Source organism: Rhodococcus aerolatus (assembly GCF_054783215.1).
The window spans coordinates 15,144-35,727 of sequence record NZ_BAAGQZ010000004.1 but is presented as its reverse complement, the minus strand read 5'-3'; the positions used below and the strand labels follow the sequence as shown (position 1 = coordinate 35,727).

The following is a 20,584-nucleotide window of genomic DNA, read 5'->3' as shown; positions in this document are numbered from 1 at the left end:
GCTCAGCGCACACCCTCCATCAGTCGCAGGATCGGCCGGGACGCGGCCAGCAGCACCAGCCCGACCACGACGGCAACGCCGCCGAGGATCCCGAAGTACGGCACCTGGGCGTCGTCGCTGTAGTACCCGGCCAGTGTCCCGGACATCGCCGTCCCCAGCGCGACGGAGAGGAAGAACAGCGCCACCATCTGGGTGCGGAACACCTCGGGCGCCAGCTTGGTCGACAGCGACAGCCCCACCGGGGAGAGCAGCAGCTCGGCGACGGTGAACACCAGCAGGATGCCCGTCAGTCCCAGCACCGGCGCGCTGTTGGGCACCGTCGAGGCCATGGGGATGAACAGCAGGAAGGCGACGCCCATGATGATGGTGCCCAGCGCGAACTTCACCGGGGTGGACGGCTGGCGCGGGCCCAGCCGCGTCCACAGCCCGGCGAACGCCCCGGCGAGCAGGATGATGAACACCGGGTTGATCGACTGCACCCAGCTCACGGGCATGGTGAAGCCGAACAGGTCGCGGTCGAGCTGCTTGTCCGAGTAGACCGTCACCACGGTGAACTGCTGCTGGTACAGCGACCAGAACGCGGCGCTCGCGACGAACATCGGGATGAACGCCAGCACCCGGCGCCGCTCGACGCGCGTGATGCGGCGGCTGGTCAGGATGACGGTGAAGTACACCAGCGTGGCCAGCACGGTCAGCACCACGACCACGTCGGAGAGCCGGGCCGCGGTGAGCAGCCCGGTCACCGAGGCGAGGACGACCACGACGACCACCGCGAGCACGCCCCCGGCCACCACCGGCACCAGCCGGCGCGGCAGCGGGTTCGGCACGTGGTTGGCCTCCGGCGGCAGGCCCGAGCGGCCGCGCCAGTACTGCGCCAGGCCGAAGGCCATGCCGACGGCGGCGAGACCGAAGCCGTAGTGGAACCCGAGGCGCTGCTGCAGCACCCCGGTGAGCAGCGGCCCGACGAGGGCGCCCAGGTTGATGCCCAGGTAGAAGATCGAGAACCCGGCGTCGCGGCGGGTGTCCCCCTCGGCGTACAGCGTGCCCACGAGCGCGGTGGCGTTGGCCTTGACCCCACCGCTGCCCAGGGCGATGAGGACCAGGCCCACCCCGACGCCGAGCAGGCCGGGCAGCAGCGACAGCGCCACGTGCCCGGCGACCACGACGACGGCCGAGAGGAACAGGGTGCGCTCCGAGCCGAGCACCCGGTCGGCCAGCCAGCCCCCGGCGATGGTGGAGAGGTACACCAGACCGCCGTAGGCGCCGACGATGCTGGTCGCGCTGGCCTCGCTGAGCCCCAGCCCGCCCTCGGCCGCGCTGAAGTAGAGGTAGAGCAGGACGATGCCCTGCATGCCGTAGAAGCTGAACCGCTCCCACAGCTCGACCCCGAAGAGGTTCGCCAGCACCCGCGGCTGGCCGAGGAAGGACCGGCCGGAGCCGTCCTGCCCCGCGTCGCCGCGGGTCGTCCCGGTCGTGCTCGTCGTGTCCGCCACGGCCGCCCATCCTGCTCCCGCGCGGCCCCCGCCACCACCGGTTCCCGGTGCTCCCGCCCGACCCGGCACGATGCGTCGGTGACCCGCACCGCTGCGCCCGCGGTCCGGGCGGGCACCGGGTGGTCACCGGCCCGGGTCCGGGCGCTCGTCGGTGTGCTCGTCGTGCTGCAGCTGGCCCGCTCGGTGACCCGCGGGCCGACCCCGTTCGCGCGGTCCTACTACTCGGTCGACTACCGGGCCGGCTTCGTGCGCCGGGGGCTGGCCGGGCAGGTGCTGCACCTGCTCGCCGGCCCCGGGCAGACGGCGGTGACCTGGGCCGCGGTGGTCGTCGCCCTGGTGCCCACGCTGGCCGTGCTCGCCCTGCTCGAGGCCCTGGTCCGCCGGCGCACCGCCGCCGCGGCCGCCACCGCCGTGCTGCTGGCGGCGAGCCCGTTCGTGCTCGACCAGCTGTGGCTGCACCGCCGGCCCGACCAGCTCGGCCTCGCGGTGCTCGTGGCCACCGGGTTCGCCACCGCCCGCGGCCGCGCCCGGCCGGTGGTGCTGGCCGCGTGCGGGGTGGGCTGGGCCGTCGTCGCCCTCGTCCACGAGGGCGCCGTCCTGTACTCCGGCACCGCCGCAGTGGGCCTGGTCGTGGTCGCGGCCCCGGACGCCGCCGCCCGCTGGCGGGGCGCGCTGCTGGTCGGCGGGCCCGGCCTGGTGGCCGTGGTGGCGGCGACCGTGCTGGGGGCGGCCACCCCGGCGCAGGCGGCCGCGCTGCAGGCGACGGCCCGACCCGAGACCCGGGGCGACTCGGTGCTGTTCTACCTCGGCGACGGGGTGGGGGACTCGCTGCGGCGGGTGGTCGGTTTCGACCACGGCGCGCAGGCGGCGGTGCTCGTGGTCGGGGCGGTCCTCGTCGCCGTCCACCTGGGCTGGCTGCGGGCCACCGGGGTGGCCGACGTGCTCGCCGAGGCCCGGCGCCGGCTGCCCCGCGGGTGGCTCGCCGTGGTCGTGGTGGTGCCCGGGTCAGCGCTGCTGCTCACCTTCGCCACCGGCACCGACTGGGCGCGCTGGGTGTGCGCGTTCGGGGCGGCCTGGCTGGTGAGCAGCGCCTCCCGGGTGCTCGCCCGGCCCGACCCGCAGCCCGGGGCGCCCGTGGGGCTGCCGGTGGGGCTCGTCGTCCTGGCGCTCTACCTGGCGGCGCTGAGCCCGCTGCGCGAGCAGCTCACCGTCCACGAGGCGCTGACGCTGTGGCTGCCCGCGCTGTGACCGCCCCGGGGACGGACCCCGCCGGTCAGCCGGGGGTGACCTCGGTGGTGACGCCCTCGCCGTCGAGGCACCACAGCCCGGCGACGCCGTGGGCCTCGTCGTACGGCTCGGGGTAGCTCCAGGCGAGGTCGGTGACGCCCGCGCCGGAGGCGTAGGACGCCGTGCCCTTGTACGGGCAGTAGGTGGTGGTGCCCGTCGGGGTCAGGTCCACCCGCAGGTCGTCGGCGGGCAGGTAGAACCGGGCCGGGTACCCCGTCTCCAGCAGCACCGTGGGCCGGTCCGACTCGGCCAGCACGGTGTCCCCGGCCCGGACCACCACGTGGCGGCTGGAGCGGCGGACGTCGACGCGGTGGAACGGGTCGCGCGGGCCGGCGTGCAGCTGTTCGTCCTCCTCCCACCACGAGTCGACGGCGTCGAAGCGGACCGCGCTGAGGTCGGCCAGCACCGCCACCTCGGGGTTGGGCTCGGGGTAGGACCACACGGCGTCGCGGACGAGGTGCCCGCCCACCCGGAGGTGGTGGTAGACGGCGTCGCCCTTGAACGGGCAGTGGGTGCTGGTGTCGCTGGGCTCGAGCAGGGCCGGGTCGAGCGCGGCGGTGGGCACGTAGTGCACGGGGGGGATCCGCGTCTCGTGCAGCAGCACCGCGGCGCAGGTGTCGAGCACGGTGACGTCGTCGAGCACGGCCCGGATGCGGCCGTGCACCGGGTGGACGTACACGGCGTGGGCGGGCAGGAACGACCACAGGTCGCCGTTGAGGTGCCCCTGCGGGGGGCGGGCGAGCGGGCCGGTGCCGGAGGTGAGAGCCACGACGACGAGAGTAGGCCCGTGCTCGCCGACGCCCTGCTGCTCGTCGGTGCCGGCGTCCTGGCGGGCCTGCTCGGCTCGATCGCCGGGCTGGCGTCCCTGGCGTCCTACCCGGCGCTGCTGGCGGTGGGGCTCTCCCCGGTGGCCGCGAACGTCACCAACACCGTCGCCCTGGTCTTCACCGGCCTGGGGGCGGGGGCCAGCTCGCGCACCGAGCTCGTCGGGCAGGGGGCGCGGGTGCGGTCGGGGATGGTGCTGACCGGGGTCGGCGGCGCGCTGGGGGCGGTGCTGCTGCTCGCCGCCCCGCCGGGGGTGTTCGAGGCGGTGGTGCCGTGGCTCATCGGGCTGGCCTCGGTGACGCTGCTGGCGCAGCCGCGGATCCGGGCGTGGGCGCTGCGCACCGGGCGGGCCGGGGGCGGGGGCCGCGGCACCCCGGTGCTGGTGGCGACCTTCGCGGTGTCGGTCTACGGCGGCTACTTCGGGGCCGCGGCGGGGGTGCTGCTGCTGGCGCTGCTGCTGCTGGCCGACGGGGGCGAGCTGCTGCGGGCCAACGCGCTGAAGAACCTGCTGCTGCTCGCGGCGAACGCGGTCGCCGCGGTGGGGTTCGCGGTGTTCGGGCCCGTGGTGTGGTCGGCCGCGCTGCCGCTGGCGGTGGGGTGCCTGCTGGGCGGCCTGGCCGGGCCCTGGGTGGGGCGGCGGGTGCCGACGGGGGCGCTGCGGGTGGCGATCGCGCTGGCCGGGCTGGGCCTGGCCCTGCGGCTCGGCCTCAGCTGACGGCGTCGTGGTCGGCGCGACGGCGGGCCACCCGGGTGGCGACCGCGCGCCAGCCGAGCAGGAACACCGCCAGCACCATGGTGGTGACGACGACGAACGACAGCGGGGCGCCCGCACCGGTGAGCACCCGGATGCCCATGGCGAGCACGACGGTCACCGCCAGCACTCCGACCCCGGTGGGCCAGACGAGCAGCGGGCGGCGCCAGCCGCGGACGGCGGCCCAGCCGACGGCGCCGGCGAGCCAGAACGGCCACGCCACCGCGAGGGTGCCCAGCAGCGCCGAGCCCTCCTGGTGGCTGGTGCGGCCGATGACGACGAACGCCAGCACGGCGACGGCGTCGGCCAGCAGGGCTGCCGCGACGGTGCGCGCGGGGGCGGCCGGGGGTGCGGGCCGGTCGGCCTCGTCACCGGCGGGGGCAGGGGCGGGCACCGCGGTGGAGCCGGGGTCGGGCGTGGTCACGCCGACCACGGTACGACCGTCCCGCGGTGCCCGCCCCGGTCCGCTCAGGCCGCGGGGCCGACGAGCTCGATCTCCAGGGTGACCTGGACCTTGTCGCCCACGACGACGCCGCCGCCCTCGAGCGGCATCTCGATGTCGATGCCGAAGTCCTTGCGGCTGATGGAGGTGGTGGCCTCGAAGCCGGCGACCGGGCCGTGGCCCATGCCGGGGTTGACCCCGTTGAACTCGGTCTCGAGCTCGACCTCACGGGTGACGCCGTGCAGGGTCAGCTCGCCGCGCAGGGTGAGGTCCGAGCCGGAGCCCTCGACACCGGTGGAGCGGAAGGTCATCGTCGGGTAGGTCTCGACCTCGAGGAAGTCGGCGCTGCGGACGTGGGCGTCGCGCTGGGCGTTCTTGGTGTTGAACGAGTCGACGACGATCTCGGCGGTGACGGTGGGGGTGCCGTCCTCGGCCACGACGACCTGGCCGGAGAACTGGTCGAAGCCGCCGCGGACCTTGGAGACCATGAGGTGGCGCACCTGGAAGCCGACGGTGGAGTGGGTGGGGTCGATGGCCCAGGTGCCTGCGGTGAGGCCGGTGAGCGTGGTGGCGGTGGTCATGGCGAGCTCCAAGAGGTCCGGGACGACAAGGTTGAGGGCTCAACCTCTGGCCGGCTCAACCTCGCCACCCCTCTCGGTGTTCCCGGCGCAGCACGGGACGGGGTGACCTCCGTCACCCCCGCCTAGAACGCGTCGAGGTCGACGTGCCCGTCCTGCACCGCCCGTGCCAGCAGCGCCGCCTTGGTCGGCGCCGGCCGGCCCGCCGCGGCGAACTTCGCGCGGACCCGGGTCAGGTGGGTGTTCACCGTGCCCACCGAGATGTGGAGCCGCCGCCCGACCGCCTCCTTCGTCTCGAGGTGCAGCCAGGCCACGAGGACCTCCACCTCCCGCTCGGAGAGGTGCACCCGCGCGCGGGAGGTCACAGCGGGAGCGACGGGGGTCGGCACCGCCGTCGACAAGGCCGCCGCGGAACGGACGGAGTCGGGCGCGGAGCACCGGCACGCCATTCCGGTGACGGGTCGGTGCTCGGGGGCGAGTCGGGTGCGCACGGTCGTCGTCTCCTGCTCTCGGGTGGGGCTCGGCGGGTGTCAGTCGAGCAGGGGACACCGGCTCGACGTGGCGGTTCACGGCGGGTCAGTACAAGTCCGTACACGGATCAGTACGCGTGGGACGGGGCCGCAGACCATTCCCGGACCGGGGGCGGACGCCATTCGGCCGCCGTACTGTCCGCCTGTGACCCCGCCCACCGGCACCGTGCCGGACCCCGCCGCGGTGGGGTCCCGCGACGAGCTCGGCGCCGCCCTGACCGCACTGCGGAACCGCGCGGCGCTGACCGTCCGGGGCGCGTCCGCGGCGTCGGGGGTGCTCCACGGGACCCTCGCGGGGTGGTTCGCCGGCAACCACGTCCCCACCCCTGCCAGCCGGGAGGGGTACGAGCGGCTGCTGGCCGCGTGCGGCGTCGCCGACCCCGCCGCGCGAGCGGCGTGGTGGGAGGCAGCCGACCGGGCGCGTCGAGGGGCCCGGCGGGGTGACGACGCCCCGCCGTACAAGGGGCTCGAGCCGTACCAGGCCGAGGACGCCGCGCTGTTCCGCGGCCGGGACCGCGCCGTCGCCGTCGCCGTCGCGGCCGTGCTGGCGGCCGTCGCGGACGGCTCGGGTGTGGTGGCGGTGGTGGGTCCGTCGGGTGCGGGCAAGTCCTCGCTGGTCCGCGCAGGACTGGTGCCCGCCCTCACCGCACCGGGTCGGCCGCTCTCGGGTCGCCGGGTCGTGGTGGTGACCCCGGGCCGGGGTGGGGACGCGCTCGCCACCGCCCTTCACGAGCTCGATCCCCCGACGTTGCTCGTCGTCGACCAGCTCGAGGAGCTCGTCGCCCGGCCCGCCGACGAGGCGGGTCCGCTGCTGGAGCGGCTGTGCGCGCGGGCGCGCGGACGCACCGACGAGCTCGCCGTCGTGCTCGTGCTCCGGGCCGACTTCTTCGCCCGGGCGGCCGAGGAGCCCGCGCTCCTGCCGGTGCTCGCCGACCACCAGGTCGTGGTCGGCGCCATGGACTCCGCCGAGCTGCGCGACGCGGTGGTCGAGCCGGCCCGGCGCCGGGGCCGGGAGGTGGACCCCGCGCTGGTCGAGGAGCTGCTGACCGACCTGGGGCCGTCGCGGCCCGGTGCGCTGCCGCTGCTCTCCCACGCCCTGCGCCACCTGGGACGCCGCCGGGGGGCGGCTCACCGTCTCCGACTACCGCGCGACGGGTTCCCTGGCCGGGGCCGTCGCCCAGTCGGCGGAGCACGTCTTCGGCGAGCTCGACGAGGCCGACCGGGCGACGGTCCGCTGGGTCTTCCTGCGGCTGGTGTCCGTCGACGGGGAGGTGGTGACCCGACGCGTCGCGACCCCCGCCGAGCTGGCCGACACGACGGGCGCGGCCCAGCGCGTCGTCGCGCGCTTCGCGGCGGCGCGGCTGCTGACCCTGGGTGACGACTCCGTCGAGGTCAGCCACGAGGCGCTCCTCCTCGCGTGGCCGCGGCTGCGCACCTGGGTCCGGGAGTACGCCGACCAGGCCCACACCCACCGCCGGCTGGCCGACGCCGCCGCCCTGTGGGAGGCCGCGGACCGGTCACCGGAGTACCTGCTGCGCGGCGGGCGCCAGGCCGCGGTGCAGGAGTGGGCCGCCGACCCCGAGCGGGCCGAGCTGCTCAACGCCGCCGAGCGGGCCCTCGTCGAGGCCGGCGCCCGTGTCCACGAGGCTGAGACCGCGGCCGCGCGGGCGCGCTCGCGCCGGCTCGTGCGGCTGACGTCGGCCGCGGTGGCGTTCGGGGTGCTGGCTCTCGTGCTCGCCCTCGTGGCGGGCCTGGCCGTGCGCCGGGCGGACCAGCAGCAGGCCGCGGCGGAGCAGGCGCGCGACGCCGCGATCGCGATCCAGCTCGCCGGGGAGTCGAGCGCGCTGCGCGACCGCGACCCCAGCCTGGCCGCGCAGCTCGCCCTCGCCGCCTACCGGACCGACCCGTCCGCGCCCGCCCGCTCGGCGCTGCTCGACACGACCGCCGGGGTCACCCCGGGCCGGGCCACGGGCACGCAGGGGTCGATGGCGGTCGCGAGCACCCCGGACGGGGACGTGCTCGCGGTCGCCCGGGCGGACGGGACGGTGGAGCTGGACCGGGTCTCGGGCACGACGACGACCACGGTCGGCCGACTCGACGCCGCGACGGGCGACCCCGCGCTCTACGCCGCCGCCATCGACCCCACCGGGACGCGGCTCGCGGTCGCGGGCAAGTCCGGCCTGGTCCGGCTCGTCGACATCAGCGACCCGACCGCGCCCAGGCTGCTCGGAGCGGGGGCGTCCGGGGCCACGGGCACCGTGCGTCGGCTCCGGTGGGCCCCCACCGGGTCCCAGCTCGTGGCCGCGTCCGCCGACGGTCTGCTGCACCGCTGGTCGGTCGCCGCCGACGGCACTGCGAGCGCGCTGCCCCCGGTCACCGAGACCGGGCCGCTCTACACCGCCGCGTTCGACACCACGGGTGCCCTGCTGGCGACCGGTGCGTCCGACGGCACCGCCAAGCTGTGGGACGTCGCCGACCCCGCCGCGACGCCGGTGCTGCTGGCCACCGTGCCCGGGTCCGCCGCGTCCAACTTCGTCCTCAGCCTGGCCTTCAGCCCCGACGACCGGACCCTCGCCATCGGGGCGAAGGACAAGGTCGTCCGGCTCGTCGACGTCGGCGACCCGCGGGCGCCGGTCGTGTCGCCGCGGACCCTGGACGGGCTGACGAGCTACGTCAACGACGTGGGCTTCTCCGCCGACGGTGCCGAGGTCGTGGCCGGCGGGTCGGACAACCGGACCCTCCTGTGGGACGTCGCGTCCGGGCGGACCCGCACGGTGCTGACCGGTCCCACCGTCGTCACGCAGGCGTGGTTCCTGCCCGGGGGCTCGGTCGTGGCCACCGCCTCGGGCGACGGCACGGCCCGGCTCTGGCCGCTCGCGCAGGCCCCGCTGGCCGGGGCGGCCGACTCCGTCTTCTTCACCGACGTCAGCGCCGACGGCCGCGTGCTCGTGGTCGGGCCGAACGGGTCCGACCAGCGGGTGCTGCTGTGGGACCTCGCCGCGCCCGGCGGGCCACGTCGGCTGGGGGCCGACCTGCTGCCCCCCGCCGGTGAGCGGCTCGACAGCAGCCCGTCGGTGCGACCCGACGGGCGGGTGGTGGCCAGCGGCACGTCCGGGGGCTCGGTCGCGCTCTGGGACGTCTCGGACCCCGCCCGCCCCGTCGTCCTGGGGACGCCGGCCGCCACCGGCCTGGGCCTCGTGCAGAGCACGTCGTTCAGCGCCGACGGGCGCACCCTGACCGCCTCGCTCGACCCGGGGGTGGTCGTGCGCTGGGACGTCAGCGACCCCGCCGCCCCGCGGGAGCTCGGCCGCCTCGTCGTCGGCAACGTCGTCCTCGGTGCGGCGCAGAGCCCGGACGGCCGCACGCTCGCCGCCGCGGCGGGGGACGACACGGTGCGGCTGTGGGACCTGACGGGTGGGGGGGAGCCCCGGCCGCTGGCCCCGCTGGGCGGGTTCACCAACACCGTGGCGTCGGTGTCGTTCAGCGCCGACTCGACGCGGCTCGTGGCCGGCAGCTACGACCGCACGGTGGGCGTCTTCGACCTCCGCGACCCGGCCGGCGCCCGTGAGGTCGGCCGCGCCCGCGGGCCGGCCGGCGGGGTGGTCGCCACCGCCTTGACCGGGGACGGGAGCCGCGTCGCCGCCGCCAGCCGCGACGGGTCGGTCTGGCTGTGGCAGGTCGACGCCGCGGGGAGCCCGACCTTGGACGCGACGCTGACCCGGACGGGCGGCAAGCCCTACACGGTGCTCTTCACACCGGCTGGTGGACGGCTGCTCGCCTTCGGGGGCGACGACTCCACCGCGGGACGGGTGTGGACGACGGACCCGGACGCCGCGGCGGCGCAGGTGTGCGCCGAGGTCGGCGACCCGATCACCGAGGAGGAGTGGCGCACCTACGCCGTCGGCGTGCCGTTCTCCCCGCCCTGCCGGTGACCGTCAGACGTTGACGCCGTAGTCCAGCGCGATGCCGCGCAGGCCCGAGGCGTAACCCTGGCCCACCGCGCGGAACTTCCACTCCGCCCCGCGCCGGTACAGCTCGCCGAAGATCATCGCCGTCTCGGTCGAGGCGTCCTCGGTCAGGTCGTAGCGCGCCAGCTCGGAGTCGTTGACTTGGTTGACGATCCGGATGAACGCGTTGCCCACCTGCCCGAAGCTCTGGCGGCGGTTGTCCGCGTCGTAGATGGTCACCGGGATGACGACGCGGTCGACCTCGGCCGGCAGCTTCGCGAGGTCGACGATGATGGACTCGTCGTCGCCCTCACCCTCACCGGTGAGGTTGTCCCCGGTGTGGGTGATGGCGCCGTCGGGCGAGCTCAGGTTGTTGAAGAAGACGAAGTGGTTGTCCGACAGCACCTTCCCGTTCGTGCCGCACGCCAGCGCCGAGGCGTCGAGGTCGAAGTCGTCCCCGGTGGTGGCGCGGACGTCCCAGCCCAGCCCGACCAGCACGGAGGACAGACCGACGTCCCCGGCCTCCTTGGTCAACGAGACGTTGCCGCCCTTGCCCAGGCTGACGACCATCCGGAACCTCCTCGTGCCGTGCGACGGCCGCGTGCCGCCCCTGCTCCACCGTGCCCGCGGGCGACCCGGCGCGCAAACCTGGACCCTCCTCAGCCCGGCCGCTGCCACCACGCCTCGAGCTCCTGCTGCTCCAGCACGGCGCCCGCCCGGGTGATGAGCAGCTCGGCGTCGCCGAGCCGGTAGGTGACCTCGCCGCTGCGGGCGGTCCAGCTGGCGCCGTCCCGCTCGGCAGGCAGCACCACGGACGCGCCGTCGGAGGCCCGGGTGGCGCGGTAGGTGGCGCCGTCCCCGCCGTCGGGTCCGCAGATGCTGACCCGGGCCAGCGGGCCGGAGGCGACCACGAGCGGCTCGGCCCGCCCGCAGTCCGACGCCGGGGCGGGAGTCGTGGGCGCAGGGGTGGCCGGTTCTGGGGTCTGCGGGGCCGGGCCGGGTGCCGTCACCGGGACCGCGTCCGCGGCGAGCACCGGGGCGGGCGCGGCCGCCGGCCCCGGTGCCGGCGCGAGCACGGGGGCGCTGAGCAGCCCCCGCAGCACGACGACGCCGAGCACCGCCGCGACGAGCGCGGCAGCGCCCAGGACGAGCGGCCGGCGGCTGCGGGTGGGGGCGTCTCGTCGGCGGTGTCGGGGCACGGGTCGTCACGCTAGGCGGCGTGCCCCGGCCGGGGCCGTCCTCCGACCGGGGTTGTCCACAGGGCCGTGGGGCCCTGACCAGCGCGGATCAGGCGCGGACGTGCTCGTCGAGGAAGCGGAAGATGCGCTGCCACGCCGGCGTCGCCACCGACTCGACGTAGGCGGTGCCGGGGATCGGCAGGATGCCGAACACCCGGTGGTTGCCGGTGAGGAAGGAGTGCTTCGCGCCCGGGTAGGACACCACGTCGTTGACCACGCCGGCGGCGTCGAGCTCGCGGCGCAGCGGGGTGGCGACCTTGCCCGCGAGGACGTCGTCGTCGCCGAACGAGCCGATGACGGGCGGGCACGCGGCCAGGTCCGCGTTCTCCCCGGTGACGAGGCCGTAGTTGTCGGAGACCGCGCGCAGCCCGTCGGGGCCCAGGGTGCCCAGCAGGAGGGCGAAGGCGCCGCCCATGCAGAAGCCGATGGTGGCGGTGCGGGCGCCGTCGACCTCGTCGCGGCCCTGCAGCCAGGCCAGGACCGAGTGCAGGTCGTCGGTGACGGGCCCGGGCGTGCCGGCCTGCACCTCGCGCAGGCTGCGGACCAGGCAGCCGATCCTCGTGCCCGCCGAGAAGACGTCGGGCACCACGGCCACCCAGCCGCGCGCGGCGAAGGTGTCGGCCACGTCGGCGATCTCCTGGGTCCAGCCGAACACCTCGTGGACGACGAGCACGCCCGGCCACCCACCCTCGGGGGCGTCCCCGCTGGGCACGGCGAGGGTCGCGCGCATGGTGCGGCCGTCGGGCAGCGGGACGACATGGTCGGTCTGCATCAGTCTCCTCGGTCGGGGCGGTGCTCACGGCTGGACACCGCGGGCCGGGGGACGTCGGGCAGCGGGTTGCCCGCGGTGTCGACGTCGTCGGGGTGGTCGTGGTTGTGGGCGCGGAACATGACCGCGAAGGTGACCCAGCCGACGGCGGCGACGAGGACGAAGCTGATCAGCCGGTAGACGATGACCGCGGGCAGCGCCTCGGCCGCCGTCAGGCCGCCCGCGACCAGGGCCGCGGTCAGCGCGCCGTCGACGACGCCGAGCCCGCCCGGCAGCAGCGGGACCGTGCCCACCGCCTTGCCCGCGGCGTAGGCGATGGCCAGCCCGGCGATGCTGGGGTGCGCGCCGGTGGCGTAGCAGGCGAACCCGAGGCAGGCGACGTCGGCGATCCAGTTCCACCCCGCCCAGCCGAACGCGGCGGCCCCGTCGCGCTTGCCCAGCTGGACCGACTCGAGCTGGGCCAGGATCTCCCGCCAGCGGTCCAGCCCCTCCTCGGCGGGGTGGCCGCGCAGCGCGTTGACCCAGCGCAGCACCACCCGGCCCAGGGTGACCAGCCGCTCGGGGTTGGCCGCGACCCAGCGGACGCCGAGCACCAGGACGGCGACCGCGAGGACGGCGGAGGCGAGGGCGGCGGGGTTGGCCGTTCCCCCGACGACGAGGGCGGCCGCGGCGGTGAGCACGGCGAGGCCGCCGGTGGAGAGCACCCCCGCCATGGCGAGCTGCCAGGACGCGACGACCGGGCTGGCGCCCCACCGCCGCGACTGGCGGTAGGTGAAGGTGGTGGCGAACAGCGGGCCGCCGGGCAGGGTGACGCTCAGCGCGTTGGCGGCGTAGGTGACGGCGACCGAGGAGATCTGCCGGACGCGCACGCCCGCGGCCCCGAGCAGGCGGCGCTGCATGCGGGCGAACGCGGAGAGGGAGGCGGCCGCGGCGAGGATGCAGGCGGCGATCCACAGCCAGTTGACCGAGCCGAGGCGGCGGACGGCGCCGGTGATGGAGGGGGCCAGCAGGACGACCTCGACGGACAGGACGACCACGACGGCCGCGGCGACGACCCAGCGCCACACCTGCGCGCGGGAACGCCGACGGACCCCCGAGGGGGCGTCGTGTGAGGTCGACACCCGTGCAGGGTAGCGATCGCCCCTGCTCGGGGTCCGCGCCTCACCAGGTGGTGGGCGTGATGGGCGGCGCGTCGGGGGCGGCCTCGACGACCGTGAGGGTCCAGGGGCCGTGCAGGACGTGCAGCGCGGGCGGGGCCGGGACGGCCGCGCCACGGCGGGGCATCGGCGGCACCGGGCGGCGGCGCGCGGGCGACCGGCGGGCGAGCGGACGGGTGCGGGGGCGGGGTGCGGTGGTGGTCACGGCTCCACCGTGGAAGCCGGCTCTGTGGCGGTGCTGGCAGCGCGGTGGCAGGTCGCTGGGGGCGGTGCGCCGTCCGGCCGGGGGGCGCGGGCTGCGGTTGGATGCGGACCATGCCTCCCCGCGCCCGTGCCCGTGCCCGTGCCGAGACCCTGCTGACCGTCGCCGTCACCGGCCCCACCGGCGAGATCGGCGCCTCGGTGGTCGACGCCCTGGAGCGTGACGAGCGGGTCGGCCGGGTGCTGGGGATGGCGCGCCGGCCGTTCGACCCGGGCTCGCGTGGGTGGGAGAAGACGGAGTACCGCCAGGGCGACATGCTCGACCGCGAGGCCGTGGACTCCCTCGTCGCGGACGCGGACGTCGTCGTGCACCTCGCGTACCTGATCATGGGGTCGCGGGAGGAGAGCCGGCGCACGAACCTGGCCGGCACCCGCAACGTCTTCGAGGCGACGGTGGCGGCCTCGCGGCCCGGGCGGCTCGTCTACACCTCGTCGGTCGCCGCCTACGGCTACCACTCCGACAACCCGGTGCCGCTCACCGAGGACGTGCCCGCCCGCGGATCGGCCGAGCACTACTACTCGGAGCAGAAGGCGGAGTGCGAGGCTCTGCTGCACGAGGTGACCGACGCGACCGACCTCGCGGTGTACGTGCTGCGGCCGTGCATCGTCTCCGGGCCGGGGGCGCCCGCGCTGGCCCGGTACATGCCGTGGCAGCAGGTGACCGACGCGCTGCCGTCCGTGCTGCGCGGGCTGGTCGGGGCCGTGCCGGGGCCGAAGGGCGTCATCCCCGACCCCGGGACGCCGGTGCAGCTGGTGCACCACGACGACGTCGCGTCGGCCGTGGCGCTGGCGGCGACGTCGGAGGCGCCGGCGGGTGACTACAACATCGCCGGGGACGGCACCGTGACGATGTCCGACATCGCGAAGGCCGTGGGCGCGCTGTCGGTCCGGGTGCCGCAGGTGACGGCGACGGTGGCGTCGCGGGTGCTGGCCACGCTGCCGTGGGTGCCGGCGGCGGCGGAGTGGATCCACATCTTCCGGGCCCCGGTCACGATGGACACGTCGAAGGCGAAGCGCGACCTCGGGTGGACCCCGGAGCACACCGCGCAGGAGACGCTGGACGGGATGGCCGCCGCGTTGTAGCCGCTCAGGCCGTCATGTCGAGGCTGGCGATGACCTTCGTGGGGCGGATGCGCACGACGAGCTCGCCGGGGACGCCGTTGCGGCGGCCGAACTCCTCGGCCCTCTCGGCCCCCATGTACCGCGCGCCGAGGGCGGTGGCGGTGCGCAGCAGCTCGTCCGGGTCCTCGGAGAGCTCGACGGTGCCCTGGACCTGGACGAAGCCGTAGGGCGGCTCCTCGAGGTCCACGCACAGCGCGACGCGGGGGTCGCGGGCCAGGGCCCGACCCTTGGCGGTGTCGGCGCCGGTGTTGAGCACCAGCGTGTCCTCCTCGACGAGGAACCAGATCGGCGCAACCAGGGGCCGGCCGTCCTGCGCGGTCCACGCGAGCTTGCCGGTGCGGGTGCCGTGGGCGAGGAAGTCGCGCACGGCGGGGTCGGTCAGCGAGGCCATGGGCCCACGCTAGCCAGGCCGCGCCGGTCCTAGAAGGGCGGCGGGTCATCGTCGGGTGGTGGGGGTGGTGGTGTCGGGGGTGGGTGGTCGTGGTCGTGCCACTGCCGGCGGGTGCGGTGGTTGTGCTGCAGGTCGTGGTGCTGGGTGAGGGCGTGGTCGAGGTCGTTCTCGAGCCCCCGCCTGTGACGGGTCCGGGGTGGTGTGCAGTCGGGTCGGTCTGCGGCGGGAATGGGGGGGCCGTGCTCGCCGGGGGTCGGGGGGAGTCCGTCGGGTCGGGTGGTGGTGGATTGTCCGGTGGGGCTGGTCCAGTGCTGGGTGCCGTCGGGGTCCATGGCCACGGTCCAGACGCCGGCGGTCTTGGCGCGGTGGTGGTGGCGGCACAGGCATCCCACGTTCACCACGGTGGTCCACCCACCGGCCCTGGGGTTGTCGTGGTTGTAGGGGATGACGTGGTCGAGGTCGCACCCGGTGGCCGGGACGGTGCAGCCGGGGAACCGGCAGTGCCCGTCCCGGTCGCGCACCAACGCGGCCAGGGCGGGTGAGGGGGTGTAGCGCAGCACCGACGGGTCGATGTCCGGGTCCGGGTGGTCCACGCACACCACCGGGCCGGTGGCCGCGGTCCGGCGCAGCGCGGCCGGGACCGCTGAGCTGCTGGTGCCGTCGGCTGGGCCGCTGATGACCATGCCGGCGGGTTGGGCCCGTCCGAGGTGGACGGGGGTGCCGTCGAGGGTGAGCAGGGCCCGCCAGGTGGCGTCGGTGGCCAACCGGCGGACGGTGTCGGGGTCGATGACCCCCAGCCGGCGCAGGATCCCGGGCAGGTCCGCGGCCCCGGCCAACGTCTCGGCGGCGACGATGACGTGGATCTCCGCCCGGGGGCGGGGCGGGGCCGGGTGGGACAGGTCGAGGCTGTCTCCGGTGAGCAGGCAGGCGTCGTGTCCGCAGGTGCACCGCAGCCGGCGGTCCCCGGCCATGACGGCGACGAGGGCGTCGGCCCGGCGCTGGGCCACCGTGCGCGGGTCCCGGGCACAGGGCCCGGCGGCGAGCTCGTCGAGCCGGGCATCGACCGCCCGCCCGTCCTGCGCCCCGAGCAGCCCGTGGACCCCGGCCATGCCGTCGGTCTCCGGGTACACCCGCACCTCGCGGTCCCCCACGGCCCGCCGCGCCCGGGCCCGCAGTAGGTCCGGGTCGACGGCGGCCAGCACCCGGTCACACGCGGCCCCGGCCGCCCCCGCGGTCAGGGCCCTACCCTGCACCCGGTCCAGCACCTGGGCCTCGACCCGGGCCCGCACCGCCGCATCGACCCCGGTGAGGTGGGTGAGCCGGTCCAACAGGGTGCGGCACACCACCCAGGTCAGGTCCCCAGCGGCCAACGCACGCCCGAGCGCGGGGACGTCGTCGCGCAGCTGCTCCCCGTGGAACACCACCAGCCGCGCCGCGTGCGTCGAGACCCCCAGCGCTTCCCCGACCTCCAGCACGGCGAACTCCGGCGGCGTCCGGGTCCGACCCGCGCCGCCGGTCCGCCACCAACCCCGCCGCCAACCGCAGCTTCGCCGCCGTCGCGGCCGACTCGGCCCGACCCGCAGCGCGCAGCGCCGCCACAGCAGCCGCCTCGGAAGTCAGGGTGTCGAACACGTGTGCGATTCTACGAGTGGGGACCGACAAGAACCACGACCAGAACCACCCTGTGGACAACCGCGGGCCAGCGCTCGGAGGACGGCGGCGCGGCCGCGGACCTACGCCGGCTCGGCCGTCCGGGTGACTGTGGTGCGCCCGCGCAGCCGGGTGCGGCCCTTGACCTTCCAGTGGTCGGCCTCCTCCGGGTCGGCCCGCTCCACCGTGCGGGCCGACGCCAGCACCCGGCCGCGGCGGGTCTTGGCCAGCTCGGTGAGGCGGGCCGCCTCGTTCACCGGGTCGCCGATCACGGTGTACTCGAAGCGTTGTGCCGCACCGATGTTCCCGGCCACCGCCTCGCCGGAGGAGATGCCGATGCCGAAGTCGAAGTCGATGAGGTCGCGCAGGGTGAGCCTCAGGTGCCGGGCCGCGGTCAGCGCGGCCCCGGCGGCGTCGTCGTGGTCGATGGGGGCGCCGAACACGGCCAGCGCGGCGTCACCCTCGAACTTGTTGACGAAGCCGTGGTGCTGGTCGACGACGTCGACGACGACGCGGAAGAACTCGTTCAGCGTCAGCACCACCTCGTCGGGCGGGCGCTCCGCGGCCAGCGCCGTCGACCCGACGAGGTCGATGAACAGCACCGCCACCTCGCGGACCTCGCCGCCGAGCCGGGTGCCGTGCTCCAGGGCGCGGCGCGCCACGTCCTGGCCCACGTGCTTGCCGAACAGGTCCCGCAGCCGCTCGCGCTCGGCGACGCCGCGGACCATGTCGTTGAACCCGACCTGCAGCTCCCCGATCTCGCTGCCGTCGTAGACGTCGACCGTGACGTTGACCCGACCCTCGCGCACCTCGGCCAGCGCCCGGCCCACCTGCTGCACCGGGTCGGTGATCGCCCGCACCGCGAGCGCGACCGCCCCGAGACCGACCACCAGGCCGAAGCCGCCGAGCACCGTGACCGGCACGGCCACCGACACCTGGTTGCCCTCGAGCACCCCGCTGAGCTGGGCGACGCCGACGAGGACCACCCCGACCAGGGGCACCCCGCTGCCCGCGGCCCAGGTGAGCAGCACCCGGGTGCGCACGCCCGGGGCGGTGGAGCGCACCGGCACCGCGGACTCCAGCGCCGCGGCGGTGACCGGCCGCAGCACCCGCTCCGCCACGAGGTACCCCAGGCTGCAGCTCGCGGCGGCCCCCATGGCGACGGTGAACGCCACCGCCCCGGCGAGCGTGGGCGAGCCGGGCGCGACGAGGGCGACGAACACCGCCCCGCCCACCGTCCACAGGGCACCGACGATGAGCAGCTGGCGGTTCGGCAGCCGCAGCGCGGCGTCGTGCTCGGCCTCGGTCGGCGGCCCGCCCCGGCGCCGCCACAGCACGACCGGCCCGACGGAGCGCAGGAACAGCACCGCGCCCACCACGGCGGCCAGCAGGACGTAGGCCCCGAAGACGACGACGGTCCGGGTGCGGTGCTCGCCGAACCCGGCCGAGGCGGTGACGGGGAAGGCGAAGCCCAGGATGACGAACACGATCGCGGCACCGACGGCGTTCGCGGCGACGTTGCCGGCGGCGTAGGACGACCAGGGGCTGCGCACCACCCGTCGCCACAGCTCCGTCACCCGGTGCACCCGGATCACCCTAGGCGGGGCGTCGACCGGGGGTCCGCTCTACCGTGTGCGGCGTGCGAGTCCTCCTCACCGGCGCGGCCGGCTTCATCGGCGGCCACGTCCGCGACGCCCTCACCGCGGCCGGGCACGAGGTGACGGGGGTCGACATCATGCTGGCCGCGGCGCACGGCGAGGGGGCCGCCCTGCCCGCGGACGTCACGCACGCCGACGTCCGCGACCTCGACGCCATGACCGCCCTGGCCCGCGACGCCGACGTCGTCTGCCACCAGGCCGCGATGGTCGGCGCGGGGGTCGACGCCGCGGACGCCCCCGCCTACGCCGGGCACAACGACCTCGGCACCGCGGTCGTCCTGGCCGCCATGGCCGACGCGGGCTGCTCCCGGCTGGTGCTGGCCAGCTCGATGGTGGTCTACGGCGAGGGCCGCTACCGCTGCGACGACCACGGCGACGTCGTGCCCCGCCCGCGCACCACCGCCGACCTCGACGCGGGCCGGTTCGACGGCACCTGCCCGGTGTGCGGGGAGCCGGTGCGCTGGGCCCTGGTCGACGAGGGCGCCCCCGTCAAGCCCCGCAGCACCTACGCGGCGTCGAAGCTGGCGCAGGAGAACTACGCCCTGGCCTGGTCGCTGGCCACGGGCGGCGCGGTGACGGCGCTGCGCTACCACAACGTCTACGGCGAGCACATGCCCCGCGACACCCCGTACTCCGGCGTCGCGGCCATCTTCCGGTCCTCGCTCGCCGCCGGGCAGCCGCCGCGGGTGTTCGAGGACGGCGGCCAGGTCCGCGACTTCGTCCACGTCTCCGACATCGCCCGGGCCAACCTGGCCGCCGTCGAGGCCGACCGGCCCGGCTTCGAGCCGTTCAACGTCTGCTCCGGGCACCCGGTGACCATCGGCGAGGTCGCAACCACCCTGGCCGCGGCCGCCGGCGGCCCCGCGCCGGTGACCACCGGGCAGTACCGCTCCGGCGACGTGCGCCACGTGGTCGCCAGCCCGGAGCGCGCCACCGCCGAGCTCGGCTTCACCGCCGAGGTCACGCCGACCGCGGGCATCGCCGCCTTCGCGAGCGCCCCGCTGCGGGGCGACTAGTCCGGCCCGGCCGACCGGCTCACCAGTTGGTGAGCACCAGGTGGACGATCACCATCGGCAGCACGCCCTGCACGAACAGCCAGAACCGGTGGTGGCGCAGCGGCAGCGCGGCGCACGCGGCCAGCAGCCAGATCGCGAACGGCAGCCAGATCCGCTCGGTCTCGGCCTTGCTCAGCGCCGAGAGGTCGGCGACGGCGATCATGAGCGCGCCGGAGCCGACGAGGGCGACCAGCCCGGGCCGCACCCGCAGCTGGGAGGGCCGCAGCGTGCGCTGCAGGCCGGCCACGGTGGCGAAGCCGACCGCGCACAGCAGCGACGCGAGGTTGGCCCAGCCCCAGTAGGAGAACGGCCGCTCGGAGGCGATGCCCTGGTAGTAGCGCTCCACGACCAGGTGGTAGCCGTCGAGCCACCAGAACCCGGAGAGGGTGAACGCGGCGACGACGGCCAGCGCGGCGAGCACGGCGGGCACCAGCGGGCGCCACGTCCGCGCCACGACGAGCACCGCCACCGCGGGCACCCCCATGATCACCAGCCCGTAGGACAGGTAGATCCCGAAGCCGAGCAGCAGGCCGGCCCCGGCCGCCGCCAGCCACGGCACCCGCACCCGGCCGGTCGCGGCCAGCGCCAGCAGCGCGACGCCCCACGCCGTGACCCCGAGGAAGACGGCGTCGGCGGAGACGGTGATCCACAGCACGGCGGGGGCGAAGGCGAGGAACGGCGCGGCCCGCCGCGCGGTCTGCTCGTCGACCAGGGCGCGCAGCGCCACCACCACGGCCACCGCCCCGAGGGTGCCGACGACGGTGCAGAACCAGCCGGCCATGACGGGCCCGCCGAGGCCGATCCGGTCGATCCAGACGAACAGCAGCGTCGCGCCGGGCGGGTGGCCGGAGACGTGGGTGGGCAGCGAGCCCGGCACGCCCTCGAGGATCCGGGCGTCGAACCCGCGCAGGAACGCCCCGACGTCGGTGACCTGCGACACGAACGGCACGTACTCGTTGCCGTCGGTCTGCCGGTCGGCGAAGCCGTACCGCCACCCGTCGACGAGGTTCACCGACATCGACCAGGTGAGCCCCAGCGCCCACGTCGCGGCGAGCAGACCGCGCCACGGCAGCCGCTGCGCCAGCCCGGGCGCGTACGCGGCGACCAGCAGCACCAGCACCGCCGAGGTGAACGACGACGGGCTCCAGTGGGGCTGCCACCAGGCGTAGAGCGGGGCCGCGGAGGCGTTGAGCTCGGCGCGCTGCTGCTCGCTGAGCAGGTACGGGACGCGGATCGCGGCCAGCAGCAGCGCGGCGGCGAGCACCACGGCGACAACGTCGCCCCGGACCCGGCGGCGGGCGGGACGGGTGCGGGTGGCCGCGGGCCGGTCGTCGAGCACGTCCCCGACGATAGGCGTCACCGCGACGGGCCCCCCGGACGCGACCGTGTGGCGGGGTCGTGCCCGCCTCCAGCACACTCGGGCCCGTGAC

At 76.0% G+C, this 20,584-nt stretch carries 19 protein-coding genes and 1 pseudogene; 6 read left to right on the top strand and 14 right to left on the bottom strand.

Going from position 1 to position 20,584, the window contains the following annotated elements; all coding sequences use genetic code 11:
• Positions 1–2 precede the first annotated feature (2 nt).
• On the bottom strand, positions 3–1,493 hold the full coding sequence (locus ACYVOF_RS01775) for a peptide MFS transporter (protein WP_460863726.1): 1,491 nt from the start codon (positions 1,491–1,493) through the stop codon (positions 3–5).
• A 78-nt stretch (positions 1,494–1,571) separates the two neighbouring features.
• Between ACYVOF_RS01775 and ACYVOF_RS01770 the strand changes: the two genes are divergently transcribed.
• Positions 1,572–2,741 (top strand): hypothetical protein, encoded by a 1,170-nt coding sequence (locus ACYVOF_RS01770; protein ID WP_460863724.1) that lies wholly within the window; start codon positions 1,572–1,574, stop codon positions 2,739–2,741.
• Between the two features lie 25 nt (positions 2,742–2,766).
• Here ACYVOF_RS01770 and ACYVOF_RS01765 read toward each other — a convergent pair whose 3' ends face one another.
• The gene (locus ACYVOF_RS01765) at positions 2,767–3,549 is read right to left on the bottom strand and encodes a DUF427 domain-containing protein (protein ID WP_460863722.1); all 783 of its coding nucleotides are present in this window, start codon (positions 3,547–3,549) and stop codon (positions 2,767–2,769) included.
• A gap of 18 nt (positions 3,550–3,567) precedes the next feature.
• Here ACYVOF_RS01765 and ACYVOF_RS01760 point away from each other — a divergent pair, with 18 nt between their 5' ends.
• Complete coding sequence (locus ACYVOF_RS01760; RefSeq protein ID WP_460863721.1) at positions 3,568–4,320, top strand: TSUP family transporter; 753 nt, start codon at positions 3,568–3,570, stop codon at positions 4,318–4,320.
• On the opposite strand, the gene ACYVOF_RS01755 is transcribed toward ACYVOF_RS01760, so the two are convergent.
• From ACYVOF_RS01755 to ACYVOF_RS01745, 3 genes are all read right to left on the bottom strand, one after another.
• Complete coding sequence (locus ACYVOF_RS01755; protein WP_460863719.1) at positions 4,313–4,780, bottom strand: DUF3054 domain-containing protein; 468 nt, start codon at positions 4,778–4,780, stop codon at positions 4,313–4,315. The genes ACYVOF_RS01760 and ACYVOF_RS01755 overlap by 8 nt on opposite strands.
• Positions 4,781–4,824: 44 nt before the next feature.
• Positions 4,825–5,379, bottom strand: coding sequence for a YceI family protein (locus ACYVOF_RS01750; protein WP_460863717.1), 555 nt, complete (start codon positions 5,377–5,379; stop codon positions 4,825–4,827).
• 122 nt (positions 5,380–5,501) lie between these two features.
• Entirely contained in the window at positions 5,502–5,741 is a 240-nt protein-coding gene (locus ACYVOF_RS01745) for a LuxR C-terminal-related transcriptional regulator (protein WP_460863715.1), read from the bottom strand.
• Here ACYVOF_RS01745 and ACYVOF_RS01740 point away from each other — a divergent pair.
• Both ACYVOF_RS01740 and ACYVOF_RS01735 read left to right on the top strand, forming a co-directional pair.
• Positions 5,638–7,369, top strand: a pseudogene (locus tag ACYVOF_RS01740) (nSTAND1 domain-containing NTPase); the annotation flags it as partial. The gene ACYVOF_RS01745 and the pseudogene ACYVOF_RS01740 overlap by 104 nt on opposite strands.
• A 522-nt stretch (positions 7,370–7,891) precedes the next feature.
• Positions 7,892–9,838, top strand: a complete 1,947-nt coding sequence (locus tag ACYVOF_RS01735) for a hypothetical protein (RefSeq protein WP_460864082.1) — start codon at positions 7,892–7,894, stop codon at positions 9,836–9,838.
• A 3-nt stretch (positions 9,839–9,841) separates the two neighbouring features.
• Here the strand turns inward: ACYVOF_RS01735 and ACYVOF_RS01730 are convergent, their stop codons facing one another.
• From ACYVOF_RS01730 to ACYVOF_RS01710, 5 genes are all read right to left on the bottom strand, one after another.
• On the bottom strand, positions 9,842–10,423 hold the full coding sequence (locus ACYVOF_RS01730; RefSeq protein ID WP_460863714.1) for a TerD family protein: 582 nt from the start codon (positions 10,421–10,423) through the stop codon (positions 9,842–9,844).
• Positions 10,424–10,512: 89 nt separating this feature from the next.
• Positions 10,513–11,052, bottom strand: coding sequence for a hypothetical protein (locus ACYVOF_RS01725; RefSeq protein WP_460863712.1), 540 nt, complete (start codon positions 11,050–11,052; stop codon positions 10,513–10,515).
• A gap of 88 nt (positions 11,053–11,140) precedes the next feature.
• A complete protein-coding gene (locus ACYVOF_RS01720; protein WP_460863710.1) occupies positions 11,141–11,863 on the bottom strand; it encodes a dienelactone hydrolase family protein in 723 nt (240 codons plus the stop codon).
• Positions 11,863–12,981: a lysylphosphatidylglycerol synthase transmembrane domain-containing protein gene (locus ACYVOF_RS01715; RefSeq protein ID WP_460863708.1), complete on the bottom strand. Its 1,119-nt coding sequence runs from the start codon at positions 12,979–12,981 to the stop codon at positions 11,863–11,865. The genes ACYVOF_RS01720 and ACYVOF_RS01715 overlap by 1 nt, the downstream gene beginning before the upstream one ends.
• 40 nt (positions 12,982–13,021) lie before the next feature.
• Positions 13,022–13,222: a hypothetical protein gene (locus tag ACYVOF_RS01710; protein ID WP_460863707.1), complete on the bottom strand. Its 201-nt coding sequence runs from the start codon at positions 13,220–13,222 to the stop codon at positions 13,022–13,024.
• 110 nt (positions 13,223–13,332) lie between these two features.
• Between ACYVOF_RS01710 and ACYVOF_RS01705 the strand changes: the two genes are divergently transcribed.
• Positions 13,333–14,361, top strand: coding sequence for an NAD-dependent epimerase/dehydratase family protein (locus tag ACYVOF_RS01705; protein WP_460863706.1), 1,029 nt, complete (start codon positions 13,333–13,335; stop codon positions 14,359–14,361).
• A gap of 4 nt (positions 14,362–14,365) precedes the next feature.
• On the opposite strand, the gene ACYVOF_RS01700 is transcribed toward ACYVOF_RS01705, so the two are convergent.
• From ACYVOF_RS01700 to ACYVOF_RS01690, 3 genes are all read right to left on the bottom strand, one after another.
• Complete coding sequence (locus tag ACYVOF_RS01700; RefSeq protein WP_460863704.1) at positions 14,366–14,791, bottom strand: PPOX class F420-dependent oxidoreductase; 426 nt, start codon at positions 14,789–14,791, stop codon at positions 14,366–14,368.
• A gap of 29 nt (positions 14,792–14,820) precedes the next feature.
• Positions 14,821–16,266, bottom strand: coding sequence for an HNH endonuclease signature motif containing protein (locus ACYVOF_RS01695; RefSeq protein ID WP_460863702.1), 1,446 nt, complete (start codon positions 16,264–16,266; stop codon positions 14,821–14,823).
• A gap of 258 nt (positions 16,267–16,524) precedes the next feature.
• Positions 16,525–18,018: an adenylate/guanylate cyclase domain-containing protein gene (locus ACYVOF_RS01690; protein ID WP_460864081.1), complete on the bottom strand. Its 1,494-nt coding sequence runs from the start codon at positions 18,016–18,018 to the stop codon at positions 16,525–16,527.
• A 53-nt stretch (positions 18,019–18,071) separates the two neighbouring features.
• On the opposite strand from ACYVOF_RS01690, the gene ACYVOF_RS01685 reads away from it, so the two are divergent.
• On the top strand, positions 18,072–19,115 hold the full coding sequence (locus tag ACYVOF_RS01685; protein WP_460863701.1) for an NAD-dependent epimerase/dehydratase family protein: 1,044 nt from the start codon (positions 18,072–18,074) through the stop codon (positions 19,113–19,115).
• Between the two features lie 19 nt (positions 19,116–19,134).
• Here the strand turns inward: ACYVOF_RS01685 and ACYVOF_RS01680 are convergent, their stop codons facing one another.
• Positions 19,135–20,493, bottom strand: coding sequence for a hypothetical protein (locus ACYVOF_RS01680; RefSeq protein ID WP_460863699.1), 1,359 nt, complete (start codon positions 20,491–20,493; stop codon positions 19,135–19,137).
• Positions 20,494–20,584: the final 91 nt, after the last annotated feature.